The 20,299-nt window shown below is 70.9% G+C and carries 16 protein-coding genes; 7 read left to right on the forward strand and 9 right to left on the reverse strand.

Annotated features, from left to right (window positions below; translation table 11 throughout):
* Window positions 1-111 precede the first annotated feature (111 nt).
* Window positions 112-2,328, forward strand: coding sequence for an FxSxx-COOH system tetratricopeptide repeat protein (gene fxsT, locus LV75_RS24500; protein ID WP_253889337.1), 2,217 nt, complete (start codon window positions 112-114; stop codon window positions 2,326-2,328).
* Here fxsT and LV75_RS24505 read toward each other — a convergent pair whose 3' ends face one another.
* The 7 genes from LV75_RS24505 to LV75_RS24535 form a co-directional block, all read right to left on the reverse strand.
* The gene (locus tag LV75_RS24505; RefSeq protein WP_253889338.1) at window positions 2,329-3,933 is read right to left on the reverse strand and encodes a serine/threonine-protein kinase; all 1,605 of its coding nucleotides are present in this window, start codon (window positions 3,931-3,933) and stop codon (window positions 2,329-2,331) included.
* Between the two features lie 17 nt (window positions 3,934-3,950).
* Complete coding sequence (locus tag LV75_RS24510; RefSeq protein ID WP_253889339.1) at window positions 3,951-5,273, reverse strand: serine/threonine-protein kinase; 1,323 nt, start codon at window positions 5,271-5,273, stop codon at window positions 3,951-3,953.
* A gap of 243 nt (window positions 5,274-5,516) precedes the next feature.
* Entirely contained in the window at window positions 5,517-6,365 is an 849-nt protein-coding gene (locus tag LV75_RS24515; protein WP_253889340.1) for a hypothetical protein, read from the reverse strand.
* Window positions 6,366-6,642: 277 nt separating this feature from the next.
* Complete coding sequence (locus LV75_RS24520; protein ID WP_253889341.1) at window positions 6,643-7,731, reverse strand: hypothetical protein; 1,089 nt, start codon at window positions 7,729-7,731, stop codon at window positions 6,643-6,645.
* Between the two features lie 24 nt (window positions 7,732-7,755).
* Window positions 7,756-8,487: a PIG-L deacetylase family protein gene (locus tag LV75_RS24525; RefSeq protein WP_253889342.1), complete on the reverse strand. Its 732-nt coding sequence runs from the start codon at window positions 8,485-8,487 to the stop codon at window positions 7,756-7,758.
* A gap of 105 nt (window positions 8,488-8,592) precedes the next feature.
* Window positions 8,593-8,901, reverse strand: coding sequence for a hypothetical protein (locus tag LV75_RS24530; protein ID WP_253889343.1), 309 nt, complete (start codon window positions 8,899-8,901; stop codon window positions 8,593-8,595).
* Window positions 8,902-8,978: 77 nt separating this feature from the next.
* Window positions 8,979-9,281, reverse strand: a complete 303-nt coding sequence (locus tag LV75_RS24535; RefSeq protein WP_253889344.1) for a chorismate mutase — start codon at window positions 9,279-9,281, stop codon at window positions 8,979-8,981.
* A 292-nt stretch (window positions 9,282-9,573) separates the two neighbouring features.
* On the opposite strand from LV75_RS24535, the gene pcrA reads away from it, so the two are divergent.
* A complete protein-coding gene (gene pcrA, locus LV75_RS24540; protein ID WP_253889345.1) occupies window positions 9,574-11,949 on the forward strand; it encodes a DNA helicase PcrA in 2,376 nt (791 codons plus the stop codon).
* Between the two features lie 154 nt (window positions 11,950-12,103).
* Here pcrA and LV75_RS24545 read toward each other — a convergent pair whose 3' ends face one another.
* On the reverse strand, window positions 12,104-13,258 hold the full coding sequence (locus LV75_RS24545) for a serine hydrolase domain-containing protein (protein ID WP_253889346.1): 1,155 nt from the start codon (window positions 13,256-13,258) through the stop codon (window positions 12,104-12,106).
* 274 nt (window positions 13,259-13,532) lie between these two features.
* A complete protein-coding gene (locus tag LV75_RS24550) occupies window positions 13,533-14,351 on the reverse strand; it encodes a M23 family metallopeptidase (RefSeq protein WP_253889347.1) in 819 nt (272 codons plus the stop codon).
* An 897-nt stretch (window positions 14,352-15,248) separates the two neighbouring features.
* Here LV75_RS24550 and LV75_RS24555 point away from each other — a divergent pair.
* From LV75_RS24555 to LV75_RS24575, 5 genes are all read left to right on the forward strand, one after another.
* Window positions 15,249-16,931 carry a hypothetical protein gene (locus tag LV75_RS24555; RefSeq protein ID WP_253889348.1) on the forward strand — a complete coding sequence of 561 codons (1,683 nt, stop codon included), beginning with the start codon at window positions 15,249-15,251 and terminating at the stop codon, window positions 16,929-16,931.
* The gene (locus LV75_RS24560) at window positions 16,928-17,182 is read left to right on the forward strand and encodes a hypothetical protein (RefSeq protein ID WP_253889349.1); all 255 of its coding nucleotides are present in this window, start codon (window positions 16,928-16,930) and stop codon (window positions 17,180-17,182) included. The genes LV75_RS24555 and LV75_RS24560 overlap by 4 nt, the downstream gene beginning before the upstream one ends.
* A 160-nt stretch (window positions 17,183-17,342) precedes the next feature.
* Entirely contained in the window at window positions 17,343-18,512 is a 1,170-nt protein-coding gene (sucC, locus tag LV75_RS24565) for an ADP-forming succinate--CoA ligase subunit beta (RefSeq protein WP_253889350.1), read from the forward strand.
* Between the two features lie 5 nt (window positions 18,513-18,517).
* Window positions 18,518-19,408: a succinate--CoA ligase subunit alpha gene (gene sucD, locus LV75_RS24570; protein WP_121389669.1), complete on the forward strand. Its 891-nt coding sequence runs from the start codon at window positions 18,518-18,520 to the stop codon at window positions 19,406-19,408.
* A 163-nt stretch (window positions 19,409-19,571) separates the two neighbouring features.
* Complete coding sequence (locus tag LV75_RS24575) at window positions 19,572-20,246, forward strand: DUF5336 domain-containing protein (RefSeq protein WP_253889351.1); 675 nt, start codon at window positions 19,572-19,574, stop codon at window positions 20,244-20,246.
* The last annotated feature ends 53 nt before the right edge of the window (window positions 20,247-20,299 follow it).

The following is a 20,299-nucleotide window of genomic DNA, read 5'->3' on the forward strand; positions in this document are numbered from 1 at the left end:
CACCCTGCGCCCCAGCCCCGCCCCCGGCAACCCGGAACGCCGCCCCCGCGCCCAACCCGCACGATCGAGTGATCCTGCAACGCCACGGCCCCGGGATGAGATCTTCACGGTATGAGGCGGCACATCCTGGTCCCCCTGCTGACCGTCGCCGCGGGGGTGGTTCTCGCCCTCGCGGCCGCGGTGACCAACTACGCCACGGAGAACGCTCCGGAGTTCTTCAAGGACCCGTGGCGGGTGGGGCTGTCGCTGGCAGTGCTGGTGCTGGTGGCGGTACTGATCGAACTGATGATCCTCTGGCCCCGGCAGGCCGACAGCGTTGAGCTGGCACCGGGTCCGGCCGCGCCCCGGTCGTTGCGGCCACCGTCGGTGGGCGCGGTGGTGTTGCGGGGCCGGGAGTCTGAGCTGGCCCGAGCAGGGGCCAAGACCGGCTTGGTGGTGATCTGCGGTCCCGGCGGCATGGGGAAGACGACCCTCGCCGCCGCGGTCGCCGCGGAGCGGTCTGGGCAGACGGTGTTCTGGATCCGCTGGCAGGACCCGGAAACGTTGACGGCGCTGATGATCGAGGTGGCCTGCACGTTGGGCCTGCCCACAGCTTCGGTGGACGCAGCCCAGAAGTCCGGGGCAAGCATCCCCGACCTGGTATGGCGCCACTTGGCTTCAGTGCGCCGATGGACCCTGGTGCTGGACAACATCGACGACCCCACCGCTGTTAGCCCCGCCGAGCCGCTCTCCACCTACCGCAGCTGGATTCGCCCCTCCGATACCGGTCTAGTGCTGGTGACCAGTCGCGACCGCTCCCCCGAAACCTGGGGACGCGATGCCGACCTAGTAGATCTCTCGCCACTATCCCCACCCCAAGGCGGCCGCATCCTGTGCGACCTAGCCCCACAAGCCGGCCCGGTCGAGGACGCCGAGGCCCTCTCCGCCCGCCTAGGTGGACTGCCACTAGCCCTACACGCAGCAGGCACAGCGCTAGCGTCACCCACCGCACGCCTACGCACCTTCGCCGCCCTGACCGACAAGTCGGCCGCTGTGCTGCCGCCACGCCCAGACGCCTCCGACCGCGAGACTGCCCGCAAACTAGTCGGCTACACCTGGGAACTCTCCCTAGACGACATCACCGACGAAGGCCACCCGCTAGCCCGCCCACTCCTACGAGCCCTGTCCCTCTTGGCCGAGGCACCTATCCCCATCGCCCTTATCACCCCAGCCCTTCTGTCGGAAGGCACCCAGCCCGAGGTAGACGCGGCACTAGCCCAACTACACCGCTACGGCCTGATCGACACCCGCACCGACCCGACTCCCGCAGTCGTGCTGCACCCCTTGGTCCGCGAAACCAACCAACTCCTGGACAACAGCCTCCAGCCCACTGTCGATGCTGCGCTGATGAACTTCACAACCACCACCGCAGCCGAAGGCCGTCCTGGCTGGCCCACACTGCACCTCTTGGCGCCACACCTAATAGCCCTCACCGCCTTGGACGACGTCGAAACGTTCACCGATGCCCGCGATGTTCTCACCGTCGCAGCTTCTGAACTTTCCACCGCAGGCAACGCCGCTACAACGGCCGCCTTGCGACAACGGATTCTTCAGACTGACCTAGCCCACCTAGGAGATTCTCACACTCAAGCGCTAACCAGTCAAAGTAACTTCGCCAACGCCTTAGGCGCTCTGGGCCGCTATAGCGAAGCGATCAACCTGCATCGGGTCACACTAGACGCCCGTCGTCGAATACTAGGAGCCGATCACGCAGACACCCTGGCCAGCCAAAACAACCTCGCCAAATCCCTACAGAATCTCGGCCAACACAACGAGGCCGCCGAGTTGCACCGCGCCACGCTAGAGACTCGCCGCCGAATACTAGGCGACAACGACCTGCGCACCCTCAACAGTCAGAACAACCTCGCCGCAGCCCTGGTCAACCTCGAACAACACAACGAAGCTACCGAACTACACCACATTACATTAGAGGCGCGCCGCCGAATACTGGGCGAAGATCACCCAGATACCTTGGCCAGCCAGAACAATTGTGCAAACGCCTTGAGCAGCCTAGGCCGCCACCATGAAGCAATCGACCTACATCGGTCCACGCTAGAAAAGCGTCACCGCATACTTGGCGGCGACCACCCGCAAACTCTTATCAGCCAGAACAACCTTGCCATTACCCTGGACATTCTCGGCCATCACTCCGAAGCAGCCGAACTGCACCGCACCGCACTCGAAGCGCGGTGCCGAACGCTAGGCGAAGATCACCCAGACACCCTGGTCAGTCAACACAACCTGGCCATAGCGGAAAGGGCAGCCCGGAGGTGGTGGTGGCGCCGGTGATCAGCCGTTGCGGGCTTGGGTGAAGTTGTCGATTTTGAGTTTGCCGTCCTGCTGGGCGAAGGCGTAGACGTAGGGCTCCTGGCTCGACTTGCCCTTCTTCGTGACGAACTTGATCTGGGCCGTCACCTTGTCGCCGTCGGCTTTGGGGTTGAGGAGTTCTACCGACTCCATGTCGCCGTAGAAGCCGGAGAAGGCTTCGAAGCCCTTGGACTTCACGCGTGCCTTGTCCGTCAGGAGTTCCCACGCCGCCTGCGGGTTGGCGGGCAGCAGGGCGTAGTAGTCGCGCAGCGCGCCTTCCAACTCCGCCGCCGAGGGGCCCGGCGCCGCTGTGGTGGTGGAGGGCGGCGGCGTGGTCGTGGTGGGGCGGGCGGTTGTGGTCGTTGGGCGGGGCGCGGTGGTGGACTTCGTGGTCGTCACGGGCGCCGTTGTTGTGGTGGGGCCTGGGCCCGTGGCCTGGGGGGTGGTCTTGGTGAACACGCTCGCCACGAGGATGCCGATCAAGGCAGCGGCAACGATCGCCAACACCGTCAACAGCACCGACCGGACGTCGTGCTTCTTCTTGCGCTCCGGTGCCGGGGGCTGACGGACCCCGCCCGGCGGCGTGCGGGGCGGCGGGGGCGGCGGCGTGTAGTTGCGCGGCGGGGGCTGCTGGCGGAGCGGCCCGGACGGGGTGGGCTCCGAGAAGGGGTTGACGTCCAGGCGGGTGCCGCTGACGGGGGGCATGGTCGTTGGACGGGGGGCTGGCACCGTGCGCTGGTTCAGCATGGCGACGCCCGGCAGGGGCTTCCCGGCAGCGACAGCAGCGAGGGCTTCCTTCGCCGCGGTCATGGTGGGTCTTTCGGTCGGGTCCGCGCGCAGCAGCTGCATCAGCAGGGCCGTAAGAGGCCCAGCCTGGCGCGGCGGCGTCACCTTGCCTGCGGCGACCGCGTACAGCAGCGCCAGCGTGTTCTCCGATAGGCCGAACGGCGAGTGGCCCTCTACCGCCGTGTACAGCGTCGAGCCGAGCGAGAACACGTCCGCCGCGGGCGTCGGGGCCTCGCCTTTAGCGACCTCAGGCGCCAAGTAGGCAGGCGTACCCGCCAGCATCCCGGTAGCGGTAACGGTGATGTCGCCGGTCGCGCGGGAGATGCCGAAGTCGGTGATCTTGACGGTGCCGTCCTCGCCGAGCAGGACGTTGGCGGGCTTCACGTCGCGGTGCACGATCCCGGCCGCGTGCGCGGCGACCAGAGCTGCCGCGATCTGGGTACCGATCCGCGCCGCTTCGACCGGGGCGAGGACCTCGCTCTCGGTCAGCGCCGTCGCCAGGCTCTTCGACGGCAGGTACTCCATGATCAGCCAGGGCTCGTTGTCGTGCTCGGCGACGTCGTAGACGGTGATCGCGTTGGGGTGCGCGAGCCTGGCCGCGATCCGGCCCTCGCGCATGGCGCGCTGCCTGGCCTCCTCGGCCTGGTCTGCGGACAACCCCGGCTGCGAGAGCAGTTGCTTGACCGCGACGGTGCGGTGCAGCCGCTCGTCGCGCGCCTGCCAGACCACACCCATGGCGCCGCTGCCGATGCGCGCGCCGAGCCGGTAGCGCCCGGCCACCAAGGTCTGCTCGCTGGTCATGTGCTGCCGCTCCTGGCTCACTGGGTGGTGGTCGGGGTCACGCTCGAGGTGTTGACGTCGGTCGAGGTCGGCGGTGCCGTGGTCGTGGTGGTCGTCGGCGTCGACGGGGTCGTGGTGGTCGTGGCCGCCGACGGGGTCGTGGTGGTGACCGCGGTGCTCGTCTGCCGCGGGGCGTTCGTGGTCGGGACGACGACCTTGGTCGGCCGCCCGGTCTCCGAAGGCCGGTCGCTGGTGGTGGGCACGACGACCGCGCTGGTCGGGTTGTCGACCGGGCCGGGCTGGTTGGCGGGCTCGGCCCCGGTCTCGCGGTTGATGATGAAGAACGTTCCCACAGCCAGGATCGCGGCCAGCCCCACCCCGGCGACTACCAGCGGCATCCGCGAGCGCGGCGGCAGCGGCGGCGGCGCGCCGACCGGCCGCGCCCGACCGGTCCTCGGGGTGAGCGCGGTCGGGTCGGCCGCGGCGACCAGGCGGGTGCGCGAGTCGGCCGCGGTCAGCACCGGCGGCAAGTCCGGCTCGTCGCCCCTGGCGACCGCGCCGAGCATGTCGCGGGCCCTGGCCGCGCTCGGCCGGACCTCGACGTCGGAGGCCAGCAGCGCGATCAGCACGTCGGTCAGCGGGCCGGAGCGGGACGGCGGGTTGATCTTGCCGGAGGCGACCGCGTGCAGCAGGCCGAGGGTGTTCTCCGAGAGCCCGAACGGCGGCTCGCCCTCGGTGGCCGCGTAGAGCGTCGAGCCGAGGGAGAACACGTCGGAGGCGGCCGACGGGTCGCGGCCGACGGCGACCTCGGGGGCCAGGTAGGCGGGGGTACCGGCGATCAGGCCGGTCTTGGTGACGGTGACGTCGTCGGAGGCGCGGGAGATGCCGAAGTCGGTGATCTTCACCGAGCCGTCGTCGCCGAGCAGGATGTTGCCCGGCTTGATGTCGCGGTGCACGATCCCGGCCGCGTGCGCGGCGGCCAGGGCGGCGGCGACCTGCACGCCGATCGCGGCGACCTCGACCGGGTCGAGCGGGCCGCGCTCGGTGAGCGCGATCGCCAGGCTGACCGAGGGCAGGTACTCCATGATCAGGCAGGGGGCGCCGTCCTCGTCGACGACGTCGAACACCGCGATCGCGTTCGGGTGGTGCAGCCGCGCGGCGATGCGGCCCTCGCGCTTGCAGCGGGCCACCGCCTCCTCGGCCTCGTCCTCGGGCAGCCCGGGCGGCAGCAGCAGCTTCTTGACCGCGACGGTCCGGTTCAACCGCTCGTCGACGCCCTGCCACACCACGCCCATGGCGCCGCTGCCGATGCGTCGCTCCAGCCGGTAGCGCCCGGCGACCAGCCGGCCCTCGTCGCTCATCCCGACCGGAACCTCCCTTACCCGCGAAGCGCCTCGCGGGCTGTTCGTCTACGGCGCGGGTGCGCGCCGCCGGGCACACCCCCGACACCGGCGTCGCCGGTTCGCCAACCAGGGGTGGCCGACCGTTCCAGGCTAGGCGTTCACGCAGCGCGCACGAACGCAGTCCCACCACCGCGGGGACGCCACCGGCGACGGCTACATATTGTCACAGGCATGCCCCGAACGGGGGCGCAACACCGGACTTCAGTCCAGCTGCGCGGACACCAACTCGGCGCCGATGATGCGCTGCGGCGCGGTCTTGGTGACCGTCAGTAGCTGCTGTACCCGCAGGTGCACACCGTCGCGCAAGTCGATGCGCAGCACAGCGAGCACCCCGTCGCGCCGCTCTACCACGTCGAGCACCTCGATCCGGCTGACGTCGGTCCACGAGCCGAGGAATTCCCCGAGCGTGGTGCCCAGCACATCGCCCGCGATGAGCTCGAACGCCGAGCGCGGGTTGATCTCGATCAGCCGGTAGTACTCCAGCACCAGCTCGCGGCTGGAGGTGATCGCGCGGTAGCCCCGCTCCGAGCGCGCCGGGCTGGTGTCGCCCCTGCGCTGGCCGGTGCTCGCCGCGACCACGCGGCTGGTGGTAGTCGGCGGCGGGCTGATGCTGCCCGAGGCGGCGCCGGTGGACTGCGGGGCGAGCCGGGCGTCGACCTCGTACTCCTCGCCGGTGACCGCCCGGCCGATCTGGTGCGGCAGCAGCGCGCGCTCGCCGGTGATCTGGCCTGCCGCGGCGACGGCGCCCCTGGTGGCGTCCCGGTCGCGGGCGATGACGGTGGCCGCGGCGACCGCGCCGCAGAGGGTGACCACGGCCACGCCGAGGCCGGTGAGCTTGGCCAGCCGCGCGGTGCGCGAGTCCGGGTGGGCCGCGGCCGCGGGCGGCGCCGGTCGTTCGGGCGCGGGCACCGGCTGGGGGTCCACCGCCGGGGTGAACACGGGGTCGGGGTCGACCGGATCGCCACCGGTGCCGGGCCTGCGCTCGATCAACTCGGCGACGCGAACCGACCCGGAGCGCACCCGGCGCCTGCCGGTCGTCGGACGATCCACTGCCGCTTTCCTCCGCCTGACTCGCTCGTCGGGGCAACTCGTACCGTGCTGCCTTCTGCTCACACCAGTCTTTCTCGGCGTATCACCCGATCGAGGCGATACCTGGCCGCCAGATTCACTCGAAAGGAGCAGTGGTGACACACCGCTCCGGCCGGATCCCGCTGGGTCGGGTGCGATCGGACCAGTGCCGGGGGCCGCGCGGTCCATCACCGCGACCCCACCCCGCCCATCATGCCCCACCAGCGCGAAGAGGTGAACCGAGCGCGGATCCGGTCGGTCATGCCGCGGTCTTGTCGGCGGTGATGAGCGGGTCGTCGCCGTAGGAGAAGGTCAGCTCGCGCTGCTCGGTGCTGACCGACCCGTCCTCGCGGAACACCCGCAGCACCGACCGGGTGCGCGCCCGGGTCGGGTCGATGACGATCCGCTCGACCTGGACCCTGGTGACGCCCGCGTAGCGGCGCTGGATCTGCTCTTGGCCCTGGCGGCGCAGCTGCCCGCTGGTCATCGCGAACGCCGCGTCCGGGTCGGCGACCACGTCCCGGTAGTAGGCCTCGGTGCGGTCGCCCATGGTGTCCGGGTCGTTCGCGGGGACCACCAACATCGGGGTGACCACGGTGCTGCGCTTAGCGGCGCCGGTCGGCTGCTCCGGTTCGAAGAACGCGCCCGGCCCGCTGTCGGTGGTGGACGGTCCGATCGCGGCCGAGCCGGGGCTGCTGGGTGGGGCGGGCGGCGGTTCGGGGGGCGGCGCGGCCGAGCCGGGCGTGGGTGAGCCCGCCGTCGTGGTGGACGGGACCGCCGACTGGCTGCGGTCCGGTGTGGCGGTGAGCCCGGACGGGGCGTCGGTCATCGGTCGCGGGAACTGGCTGGGCAGGCCGGGGAGCGCCTCGACCACGTCCGGGCGGCGCGGACCGGTCATCAGCGTCACCGCCGCGTAGGTCAGGCCGAGGACGACCAACATGGCCGAGGTCACCGCGAACCACGCCGCGTGCCGCCACGAGCGCGGCGGGGTCACCGAAGCCGGGATGCTGCCCAAGTCGAACTTGGCCAGCCCGGTGGCGGGACGGTCGACGCGGACGGTAGCGCCAACGACCGGCAGCACGTCGGTGTCGTCCGCGGCGCGGGCAGCGCTGGTACGCGAGTGCGCTCCCACACCGCGCACCCGCCGAGCCCGGGTACCGCAGGCGCGGTGCTTACCCGGCTCGACCTCCGAGCCGTCCGAGTCGTCTGGACAGTTGACGCTGTCGCCGTCGTCTATGTCGGCGCGGTCGTCATCGTCGTAGTCGACGACGTCGAAGTCGTAGGCAGCGGGGTCTTCGGGGTTGTTGACGCTGTCGGGGGCGTTGGCCTGGCCGTCGCTTGGGGCCATCGTGCTGGGGACTCCTCTTCGCGTTCAGCCGGTGTTGACGACCTGGAACTCCTCGGCCAGCCGCCCCCTGGGCAGTCCGTACCTGGCCGCGGTGTCGGTGAAGTGCGCGAGCAGCCGGTCCGCCAACTCCGCGTCGGCGCCCACCTGGGAGACGTGGCAGCGCAACGCGGCCATCCGGCGCTCGAAGAAGTCGGTGGTGTCCACGCAGTGGTTGCGCAGCTGCCGGGGCGCGTCGGCGAGCCACAGCTCGGCTACCGCCCACGGCTCGAGGCCCTCCTCGGCGTGCAGCTCGGGGAAGGCGTTGGGGTTGCGCGCGTCGGGGTAGACCGCGGCCAGGGTGGCGGTGCCGGTCGCCCGGTGGTCGGGGTGCGCGGTGGGCAGGTGGTCCCAGTTGATCTCGGGTGACCAGGTGAGCACCCGGTGCGGGCGGACCCGGCGGATCACGCGCGTGAGGTCGCGGCGCAGCGCCTGGGTGGGTTCGACGGCGCCGTCCGGGTGGTCGAGGAAGACGACCTCGGCGACGCCGAGCAGGTCGGCGGCGTGCAGCTGCTCGGCCTGGCGCACGGCACCGGTCTCGGCGCGCGGGCGGGTGCCGTCACCGCCCGACTCGCCCCTGGTGACCAGGCAGTAGGTCACCGCGACCCCGGCCGAGGTCCAGCTCGCGACGGTGCCCGCGGCGCCGAAGTCGACGTCGTCGGGGTGCGCGCAGACCACCAGGGCCCGGCGCACGTCCTCGCGTGGGGTAGCTCCGATCACGCGGAGAAGACTAAGCGGTCACTCTCCGTTGTTTCGCCTGCGCCGCTGTCGCCCGGACCGCGCCACACGTTCGCGTGAAACGCGGCCGCGGATTCCCCGCTGGGTTCACTTGTCGGTGCGGTAGCGGTCCATGGTGGCGGTGAGCGCCTTGCCCGCGGCCGCGCCGGAGCCCGCCGCGATGAGGATCGCCACCACGTCGAGGAAGCCACCCCCGCTGGTCAGCAACCAGGCGAGCAGCGCCCCGGCGGTGGTGAACCCGGCGACGGGCCACCGACTGCGGACGTACGTGGCGACCGAGTTCCCGCTCACCCCGCGTTTGCGCGCCGCCGAGTTCAGCAGCGCGAGGTAACCGGTGAGACCGAGGGCGGCGACCAGGGCCACGATGGCGACGAGGACCGCGATGAGATCCAACATGGTCCCAGTCTGCCCCACCCCGGGCACCGGTAGATGGGGGAATCTCCCCTAGTCGACCCTGGTTGCGCCCGGCGGGCTCAGCGGCCGAGCTTGCCCCGGCTCAGGTCCAGCAGCGCCATGGCCAGCGTGCGCCCGGCCGGGCCGAGCTCGCGGTAGCGGGCCATCACGTCCATCTCGCGGTTGACCACTATCCGCGGGCCACCGGCGGCCATCCGGGACGCCCCGATCGCCCTGGACACCTCCGCGCGGCGCTTGACCAGGCGCAGGATCTCCTGGTCGAGGACGTCGATCTCCTTGCGCAGCTCGGCGACCTCCTCGGGGGCGGGCAGCTCGACGCTGGGCTTCTCGGACTCGGGCTTGTTCTCGGTGATCGGGCTCATCATCTTCCCTCGGTGTTGGATCGCACCAGGTCACGTTCCCGAAGCAACGGAAGCCCCGGGTCCGTGGACTCGGGGCTTCGCGGTGGGTTTGTGGTGCCTACGCCACTACGGGAGCCGGAGTCCGGGTCCCGTAGAAAAACTCGTAGCAGGTCAGCACCCCACGAGTTTGGCACACGGCGGCGGCGCTGGGCGAGCAGTTGGGTGAATTACAGGGGTCGGTCCGGGATGTGGATCGCGGCGCACCGGTGGCGTGGCCCGGTTGTCGGGGGCCACCGGTACGGTGGTCGCCACGATGGAAGCTCTCTTCGACCTCCCCGCACCCGACCCCGGCCCGGCTCCCGAGCAGCGGCTCCCGGCGCGGGTGGCCGCACTGCTCGACGACCTCAACGACCACCAACGCCGTGCCGTCGAGCACGCCGGTACCCCGCTGCTGGTGGTGGCGGGCGCGGGCTCGGGCAAGACCCGGGTGCTGACCAGGCGCATCGCGTACCTGCTCGCCGAGCGGCACGTGCACCCCGGCCAGGTGATGGCGATCACCTTCACCAACAAGGCCGCCGCGGAGATGAAGGAGCGGGTGGCCGACCTGGTCGGGCGCCGGGCGAACGCGATGTGGGTGTCGACGTTCCACTCCATGTGCGTGCGGGTGCTGCGCCGCGAGGCCAAGTCGCTCGGGATGGGGTCCAGCTTCTCCATCTACGACGCCGACGACTCGCGCAGGCTGCTCACCCTGGTGGCCCGCGACCTGGACCTGGACCCGAAGCGGTACCCGGCGCGCACCCTGTCGGTGCACATCTCGAACCTGAAGAACGAGCTCGTCGACGCCGAGACCGCGGCGCAGAACGCGAGCAACGACCTGGAGCGCCGGGTCGCCGAGGTGTACGCGGAGTACCAGCGCAGGCTCGCCCAGGCGAACGCGATGGACTTCGACGACCTGATCATGCGCACGGTCGAGGTGCTGCAGGCGTTCCCGGACGTCGCCGAGTACTACCACCGGCGGTTCCGGCACGTGCTGGTCGACGAGTACCAGGACACCAACCACGCGCAGTACACCCTGGTGCGGAAGCTGGTCGGCAAGGGCGACGACGGACTGCCCCCGGCGGAGCTGTGCGTCGTCGGTGACGCGGACCAGTCCATCTACGCGTTCCGCGGCGCGACGATCCGCAACATCGTCGAGTTCGAACGGGACTACCCGAACGCGACCACCGTGCTGCTCGAGCAGAACTACCGGTCCACGCAGAACATCCTCACGGCGGCGAACGCGGTCATCTCGCGCAACGCGAACCGGCGCGACAAGCGGCTGTGGACGGCCGAGGGCGACGGCGAGAAGATCGTCGGCTACGTCGGCGACAACGAGCACGACGAGGCCAGCTTCGTCGCCAACGAGATCGACCGGTTGGTCGACTCCGGGGTGGCGAACAACAGCGACGTCGCGGTGTTCTACCGGACCAACAACCAGTCCCGGGTCTTCGAGGAGATCTTCATCCGGTTGGGGCTGCCCTACCGGGTGGTCGGCGGCGTCCGGTTCTACGAGCGCCGGGAGATCCGCGACGCCCTTGCGTACCTGCGGGTGTTGGCGAACCCGGACGACACGGTCAGCCTGCGCCGGGTGCTCAACGTGCCCAAGCGCGGCATCGGCGAGCGGGCCGAGGCGTGCGTGTCCACCTACGCCGACCGGGAGCGGATCACCTTCGCCGCGGCGTTGCGCGCGGCGACCGAGGGCAAGGTCCCGCTGCTCAACCCGCGCTCGCAGCGGGCCGTGTCCGGGTTCGTCGAGCTGATCGATGGGCTGCGCCGGTTCGTCGACGACGGCCAGGACGTGGCCGAGGTGCTCGACGCGGTGCTCGACCAGACCGGCTACCGCGCGGAGCTGGAGGCCAGCGACGACCCGCAGGACGCGTCCCGGCTGGAGAACCTCAACGAGCTGGTCACCGTCGCCAGGGAGTTCACCGAGGCGCCGGAGGTCATGGCGCCGGACAACGCGCCGGAGGGGATCGCGCCGGTCGAGCAGACCGGGCCCGCCGCCGGGTCGCTCGCCGCGTTCCTCGAACGGGTGTCGCTGGTGGCCGACGCGGACTCCATCCCCGACGCCGAGGACTCCGGTGGCGTGGTGACGCTGATGACCCTGCACACCGCGAAGGGCCTGGAGTACCCGGTCGTGTTCAGCACCGGCTGGGAGGACGGGATCTTCCCGCACATGCGCGCGCTGAGCGACCCGGTCGAGCTGGCCGAGGAGCGCAGGCTGGCGTACGTGGGGATCACCCGGGCCAGGGAGCGGCTGTACCTGTCGCGGGCGATCGTGCGCTCGGCGTGGGGCCAACCGATGACCAACCCGGCGTCGCGGTTCTTCGACGAGATCCCGCCGGACCTGCTGGACTGGCGCCGGGTCGGCCCCGAGCGCTCGGCCCCGACCCGGGCGACCACCTGGGGTGGCCGCTCGAGCGAGTCGGTGCAGGCGAGCAGGCAGCGGGCCTCGCCGACCAGCGGCTGGAAGGACGGCCCGTCGCTGTCGCTGTCGGTCGGCGACCGGGTCAACCACGACAAGTACGGCCTGGGCACCGTGGTCGCCGCCGACGGCCAGGGGCCGCGGTCGACCGCGACGATCGACTTCGGGTCGTCGGGCACCATCCGGCTGATGCTGATCGGCAGCGTCCCGATGGTGAAGCTCTAGAGCGCTGCGCTGAGGCACGGCGCTTAAGCCCTGCGCTGGTTTCGCTGTGCTCAAGCGCTGTGCTGATTCGCGGCGCTAAGCGCTGTGCTGGTTTCGCGGCGCTACAGCACTGTGGTGAATCGCGGCGCTAAAGCACTGTGCTGGTTTCGCGGCGCTAAAGCGCCTGGTAGGCCGAGGTCAAGAAATCGGAGTACACCTTCGGACCGGCCGGGGACGTCCACGCCTGCTGGGTGAGCAGGATGGTGATCAGGTCCTCGGCCGGGTCGACCTGCCCGGACGTGCCGAGGCCGCCCTCCCAGCCGAAGCGCCCGGGCGTCTTGTGCAGGTCGTCGCGGGCGGTGACCACGCTGAGGCCGAAGCCCCAGGTGGTGGTGTCGAAGAAGCCCTCGACGAGACCCCCGCCCGCTTTCTGCGCGGCGGTGAGCTGGTCGGAGGTCATGGTCAGCACCGACGGGCGGGACAAGATGGGGCCGCCGCCACTGCGCAGCGCGGCCAGGAAGGCCCGGTAGTCGGTGGCGGTGGAGACGAGGCCGCCCGCGCCGGAGAAGAAGGCGGCCGGGGTGCTCCACTGGCCCTGCGGCGGGTCGTAGACGACACGCTCGCCACTGTCCGTGGTCGAGTAAGCGGTGGCGAGCCGGTCGATCTTGTCGGCGGGGACGTGGAATCCGGTGTCGCGCATGCCGAGCGGGGCGAAGATCCGTTCGTTGAGGACGACGTCCAGCGACTGCCCAGTGGCGCGTTCGATGAGGACACCAAGGACGTCGTAAGCGGTGTTGTACCACCACTTCTCGCCGGGGTGGCTCAAGAGTGGGAGCGTCCCAAGTAGACTCATGAGCTTCGCGGAGTCCGGTGTGGACTGCGGAGTGGGCGGCCCCGGTTCGAGCCCGGCCGCGGCGATGGCGGCCTGGACGGGGTGGGTACCGGGCGCCGCCATGATCACGCCTTGCCCGAAGGTGGAGTTCATCAGGTGACGCACCGTGATGGGACGGGCGGCCGGGACGGTGTCGTCGACCGGGCCGTCGACGGCCTTGAGGACGCGCGGACTGGCGAGCTCCGGGATGAGGTCGCCGATGGGGTCGTCGAGGCGCAGGAGGCACTCCTCGACGAGGGTCAGCGCGGCGGCGGTCACCACGGGCTTGGTCATCGAGGAGATGCGGAAGATCGTGTCGGCGCCCGCCGGGAGGTCGCCGAGGACCAGCACGTGCGCCTCGCCGCCGTGGTCGAGCAGGGACACGACGCCGGGGACGGCCCCGCTGTCGACGTGGCGCGCCATGACGTCGCGGTGCCGGGTGAGCCTCACCTGATCCATGCGGGCCAACCTAGCCTCGCACACGGGTTCGAGAAATTGTCGTACCCCTGCGGTTCACTACTCACATGACCGAGAGCCGACCCGTATCCCGCGTCCTACCTGCCGTTTCGCCGCCGCGCAAGATAGCGACGACGATGTTCGCGACCCGCTGGAACCCACGCCCCGCCAGGGCCGGTCCACCCACCACCAGGTGACGGTGGTTTGAGCCGGGGTGATCGGGGGCACTCCAGAGCGGGGTCGGACTACCGCGTGGGACAACTGAACAGCGGCGGGGTTAGAGGGCGATACCCCGAGAGGCCAGCCACGGGGTCGGGTTCATCTTGCGACCGTCGGCGTCCCAGATCTCGAAGTGCAGGTGCGGGCCGGTGGACTGGCCGCGGTTGCCCATGTGGGCGATCATCTCGCCCGCCTTGACCTTCTGGCCCTCGCGCACGACGTAGTCGTTGACGTGGCCGTAGACCGAGACGGAGCCGTCGGCGTGCTGGACGCGGACCCAGAGGCCGAAGCCGCTGGCCGTGCCCGCCTCGATCACGACGCCGTCGGCGACCGAGAGGATCGGGGTGCCGATGCGGTTGGCGATGTCGACGCCGTAGTGGGTGACGCCCCAGCGGGCGCCGAAGCCGGAGGTGAAGGTCCCGACGGCCGGGCGGACGAACTTGGGCCGCGCCGCCTCTTCCTCTTTGGCCTTGATCGCGGCGACGCGCTCGGCCTTGGCCTGGGTCAGCCGCTCCGTGGTGGCCATCTTCTGGGCCTCGACGGTGCCGTCGGCCTGGTTGGTCAGGGCGAGCAGCTCCGGCGTGGCAGGCGCGTCACCGCCCATGCCCATCGCGGCGGACGCCTGACGGGTCCCGGCGAGTGGGACGACCTCGTCGCCGGCGGAACCACCGCCCGCGGCCGCGGACTGCAGGGTCTGCCCAGCGGCAGCGGCCGCGAACGCGCCGACCGCGACAGCGGCGACGACCACGCGACCACGCAACGCCGAGGACGGCGGAGCGATCCGATGGGCACCCTTCGCACGGCGGGAGCCGCGTTCAAGCGCTTCGTCGAGCGCGGCGAACTCGTGTTCGCCGCCGGTGGAGCGATGTCGAGACAAGACCTAGCCTTCCGCCTTCGGGGAGTCGGACCACAACCACCAGCTCGCGGGGGACGAGCTCGTTCGGTGTCGGACACCGGGCGGGGGACCCGGTTGGGCAGTCATCCGAGCTGGATTCCTACCCCGTCCTGTTCGTGACCAGACCGTGACAACGGACCCGGGGACAGTAACGGGGCGGCAGCGCCGCAAGCAACAGTGCTCACCCAGATCTCACCGGACGCCATACGGCCAGAGGACGCCACGCAGCGGGTACTACACAAAGTTAAGGCGAAGTCACACCTATAGTGTGAGCTGGGTCTCTCAACAATCGACCATCCGGGTGGCAACCCAATTACTGGACGGGTCGTGCGCGGGGGTTCGCAGGTCACGGCCCGGACACTGCGGGCGGTGATGCAGGGGTTCACCCACATGCGCGCCTGTGGTCACAGCGCTTGAGGGCGTAGGCCGGGGTTGGGGATGCGAGGCATGAACTTCGGGCCTCCGCCTTCGGCTCCGGGAAACGACTCGCCTTCGGCATTGCACCCGGGCGCGATTTTCGAGCTGTGCTCGATGGGGTGGACCTGACGACAGCGGGGCTGACACCTCGGCGTCCGAGTGACCACGGGCTGGGCAGGTGGGCTGGGCAGACCTGACGGAGGGTGGGATGGCACCGGCTGTTCCGAGTGGCCAGTGGTCCCGGGAAGTGGCGGTGCCAGCACAACCCACACCTCATACCCGGCGGGCGGCGTCGGCTACTGGATGCCTGGAGGCTCGGCCTCGGCTCCGACCCCGGGTGTAGTCCTGCCGCACCAAAAGGGATCATCCGGGCGGGCCAGATCATCCCGTCGCTCTGTTCTGTTTACGTGCGGCAACACGCCGGGCCGCGGGGGTGGGCGGTGCTTGCTAGCGTTGCCTGCGATGACTTCGCGGATCACCACCCCGTCCCCCGCCGACTCGCCCGCCGACGACAGTGTTGGGTCGCGGATCGGGTGGGCGGAGAGCCCGGTTCAGCTGCGGCTCGCCTTCGCCCTCGCCGCTCTTGGTGCGGTTGCCCAGGTCACGGGCGTCGCCGTGGGGGTGGTGGACGGTGGGCCGCCTGCTGCTTTCCGGTCCTTCCCCCTCCTCCTGGTCCTCGCCGTCCTCCCGCCGGTCGTGGCGGCGGGGCTGGCGGTGGGCAGGCGGCCGCTCATGGGGGCCGGGGTGCTGGTCGGTGCGGCCTTGCTCGGGCCGGGACGGCTGCTCGGTGACCTGCAGTTCCTGGTCGACCCGCTGGTGGTGTCCAGGCCGGAGATCATGGTTCCGACCAGCCTCGCCCCCCTGCACGCGGGCCTGGGGCTGTGGCTGCTCCTCGCGGGTCACGTCCTCGCGATCACCGCCGGTGTCATGGCGGCGAACCGGGCGGGGGCGCCCTACGGGACCCCGTACGCCGCTGAGTTGCACGACGACGGGCGGCAGCGGTCGGCGGTGGGGTTGGTGGCGGCTGTGGTGGCCGCCTTCGGGCTGCAGTTGGCGCCGTTCACCTCTGGGAACGCTTTCCTGCTCGCCGAGGGGCTGATCGACAGCCCGTGGTTGTTGCGGTTCGCGCTGCTGGCGGCCGGGGCCGGGGTGGTCGGCGCGGCACTGGTGGGGACGGCGACGGCGCGGGGGGTGGCGGTCGGGGCGGTTCTGGGGGTGGCCGCGATCGCTGTTCCGCAGGTCGGGGCCGGGTTGTGGGTCGGGTTGTTGGGGGCGGCGCCGGGGCCTTACCTGGCTTTGCTCGGGGTGGTGGGGCTGGCGGTGTCCGTGTGGGTGACGACCCGGCCCCGGCGCGAGAGCGACCCGGTCGCGACGGCGCACCGGGTCGCGGGGGTGCTCGGGGTCCTGTCCGGGGTGGCCGCGATCGGCGCGGCGACCACCACGGTCTTGGCGGTCGAGGGCGTCGAGCAGGAGACCTTCTCCAACCGCCTCTTCCTCCCGGCCGGGATCCTCGTCGTGGCGCTCGCCATCCCGCTGTTGTTCCCCAGGACCGCCGCAGCGATGCGGCCCGCGTTCGCGGTCTCGCTCGCCGCGATCGCACTGGCCGGGATGTCCACTTTGGACGCGGTGGTCACCGCGACCGGGGTCGGCGCTCCGATCAGCACCGGGGCGGCAGTCTGGTTCACCGCGGCCGCCTTGGTCTTCGCGGGTGGGGCGACGATCACCGGCCTCTTCGCGGGCAACGCGGAGCGCGCGGAGCCGCAGGAGCGGCCGCTCGACCTCGTGCTGGTCGCGCCGCTGGCGGTGGCCGGGTTGCTGGCCATCGGCGCCTTCGGCCTCCCGGTCGTCAAGGCCCGCGGGCTGGTGCCGCCGGGGATCTGGGCGGAGTTCCGGCTCGCCTCCCTCGGCCTCCTGCTCGCCGTGCTCACCGTCGTGGTCGCCGTCGCGCTGACGCCGGTGTCGCGACCGAACCGGGCGGGCGCGCTGCTGCTCGGCTGCGCTGGCCTGGTCGGCGTCCGCGCCCTCGAGTACCCGCTGACCTCGGCCCGCGCGCTCGGCTCGGTGCCCGGCCCGGGCCTGTGGCTGTCGCTGGCGTGCGCGGGCGCCCTGGTCGTCGCCGCGCTGATGGTGCTGAGCCGCCGGTGAGGGTCGTGCTGGTCAGCCCGGACACCGCGGTGGCCGCAGCGCTGCGCGACCTGGGGGTCGAGGTGGTCTACCTCGCCGAGGCCGACCCCGCCGCGCTGGTCCGCACGGCCCTGCAGGAGGACGCCGCAGCGGTGGCCGCGCCGGGGGCCCTGGCGGCGATCACCCGGCTGCTGGCCGACAATGGCGCTACCGACATCGCCGTGGTCGGCGTGGACTCGATCACCACCTGGGTCCGTCAACACGGCCGGTGAGTGAACTCACCACCGGTCGTGACGGACCTCACCGGGTGCGAAGTGTCAAGCCCCATCCCACGTCGCTAGGGTTCCCGTGTCGCGGCGGCAGCGCGCAGTCAGGCAAGCCTGCCGCCCCCAAGCAGCAGCACGTCGACACCGTAAGTCAGGAGACTGTCGAGTGGACCTGTACGAGTACCAGGCGAAGGATCTCTTCGCCGCCCACGGGGTCCCGGTCCTGCCGGGCGACGTGGCAAGCACCCCCGAGGAAGCCCGCGCGATCGCGGAGCGGCTCGGGCAGACCGTCGTCATCAAGGCCCAGGTCAAGACCGGCGGCCGCGGCAAGGCGGGGGGCGTCAAGCTCTCCGACACCGCAGACGGCGCCCAGGAGAAGGCCGAGGCGATCCTCGGGCTCGACATCAAGGGCCACATCACCCGCAAGGTGCTGGTGACCGTCGCCTCCGACATCGCCGAGGAGTACTACTTCTCGTTCCTGCTCGACCGCGCTAACCGCACCTTCCTGGCGATGGCCTCGGCCGAGGGCGGCATGGAGATCGAGCAGCTCGCCGTCGAGCGCCCGGACGCGCTGGCCAAGGTCCCGGTGGACGCCATCAAGGGCGTCGACCTGGCGACCGCGCGCGACATCGCGACCCAGGCGAAGATCCCGGCCGCGGTGCTGGAGCAGGCCGCCGAGGTCATCGTCAAGCTGTGGGAGACCTTCGTCAGCGAGGACGCGACCCTCGTCGAGGTCAACCCGCTGGTGCGCGACCCGCAGGACAAGGTGATCGCCCTCGACGGCAAGGTCACCCTGGACGAGAACGCCGCCTTCCGCCAGCCCGGCCACGCCGCGCTGGTCGACAAGGACGCCGAGGACCCGCTGGAGGCCGCGGCCAAGGCCAAGGACCTCAACTACGTCAAGCTCGACGGCCAGGTCGGCATCATCGGCAACGGCGCGGGCCTGGTCATGTCCACTCTGGACGTCGTCGCGTACGCCGGTGAGAAGCACAAGGGCGTCAAGCCCGCGAACTTCCTCGACATCGGTGGCGGCGCCTCGGCCGAGGTGATGGCCAACGGGCTGCACATCATCCTGGGCGACCCGGACGTGAAGTCCGTCTTCGTCAACGTCTTCGGCGGGATCACCGCTTGCGACGCGGTCGCCAACGGCATCGTCGCGGCGCTGCAGATCCTGGGCGACGAGGCCACCAAGCCGCTGGTCGTGCGCCTGGACGGCAACAACGTCGACGAGGGTCGGCGGATTCTGGCCGAGGCCAACCACCCGTTGGTGACCGTGGTCGACACTATGGACAACGCGGCTGACAAGGCCGCCGAGCTCGCGGCTGCGGGGGTCTGACCCAGATGGCAATCTTCCTGACCGAGAACAGCAAGGTCATCGTCCAGGGCATCACCGGCTCCGAGGGCACTAAGCACACCGCGCGGATGCTTAAGTCCGGCACCAACGTCGTAGGCGGGGTGAACCCGCGCAAGGCGGGCACCAAGGTCGAGATCGAGGGCCAGTCGCTCCCGGTGTTCGCCACCGTCGCCGAGGCGATCGCCGAGACCGGCGCGGACGTGTCGGTCATCTTCGTGCCGCCGAAGTTCGCCAAGGACGCCGTCCTGGAGGCGATCGACGCCGAGATCGGCCTCGCGGTCGTCATCACCGAGGGCATCCCGGTGCACGACTCCGCCTACTTCTGGGCGCACGCGGTCGCGACCGGGCACAAGACCCGGATCATCGGCCCGAACTGCCCCGGCCTGATCAGCCCCGGGAAGTCCAACGCGGGCATCATCCCGGCGGACATCACCGGCCCCGGCAAGATCGGCCTGGTGTCCAAGTCGGGCACGCTGACCTACCAGATGATGTACGAGCTGCGCGACATCGGCTTCTCCTCCGCGGTCGGCATCGGCGGCGACCCGATCATCGGGACCACCCACATCGACGCGCTCGCCGCGTTCGAGGCCGACCCGGAGACCGAGCTGATCGTGATGATCGGCGAGATCGGCGGCGACGCCGAGGAGCGGGCCGCGGCCTACATCAAGGAGCACGTGACCAAGCCGGTCGTCGGCTACGTCGCGGGCTTCACCGCCCCTGAGGGCAAGACGATGGGCCACGCGGGTGCCATCGTCTCCGGCTCGGCGGGCACCGCGCAGGCGAAGAAGGAGGCCCTCGAGGCCGCCGGGGTCAAGGTCGGCAAGACGCCGTCGGAGACCGCGGCGCTGGCCAGGGAGCTGTTCACCGCGCGCGGCTAGGGAGTGTTGAGCACGACGGTGGGGCCGGGCGCTGGTAGCGTCCGGCCCCACGCTCGTTCATCCGTTCGGGAACCGGACACGGCCGGGTGACGTCCAACGGGCAGGGATGGGCTAGCGTTTTCGTTGGCTCTTGATGTTTCTTCGTCGCTGAGGAGAGCACGCGATGACCTACCCAGGTGCGCCGGGCGGATACCCGGGACCGGGACAACCGCAGCAGCAGCCACCGCAGCCCCAGCCGGGTTTCGGCCCGCCGCCGGTGGCCTCGGGCAGCAGGTTCACCCTGGCGCAGACGCTGCACCTGGTCGTCATCGGGCTCGGCGCGCTGAACCTGTTCCTCGGGTTCGCGCCGCTCGCCACGGGATTCAGCTTCTACGAGAGCGGCTTCGGCTGGGTGCCCGGTCTGCTGTTCGCCGGTGGCCTGCTGGCGCTGCCCGCGGTGCTCACCGGGGACAAGAAGGTCGGTGTGTCCTCGGTCGCCGTGGTGCTCGGCGTGACGCTGGCGTTCCTGTTCAGCGTGTTCGCCAGCGAGGGTGAGCTCAAGGCCGGTGGCGTCATGGTGCTGATCTTCGGTCTGCTGCAGGCCGGTGGCGCCGTCGCGGCGTTCCTGTTCGAGGCGGGCATCCTCAAGCCGCCCGCGCCCGCGCAGCACCACGGCCACTTCGGACAGCCGGGTGGCTACAACCCGCCGTCCGGGCAGTTCCAGCAGCCCTACGGCCAGCCGCCGGTGCAGCAGCCGCAGCCGGGCGCGCAGACCACGTTCGCCCCGCAGCAGGGCCAGTTCGGCCAGCCGCCGCACGCCCCGGGCACGCCGCCCGGCGGGTACCCGCAGCAGGGCTGACGCACTTTCTCGCCGAACGGGCGGGGTCACCGGGCGACCGGGACCCCGCCCGT

The sequence above is a fragment of the Actinokineospora diospyrosa genome (genome assembly GCF_024171925.1).
Lineage (GTDB): Bacteria > Actinomycetota > Actinomycetes > Mycobacteriales > Pseudonocardiaceae > Actinokineospora > Actinokineospora diospyrosa.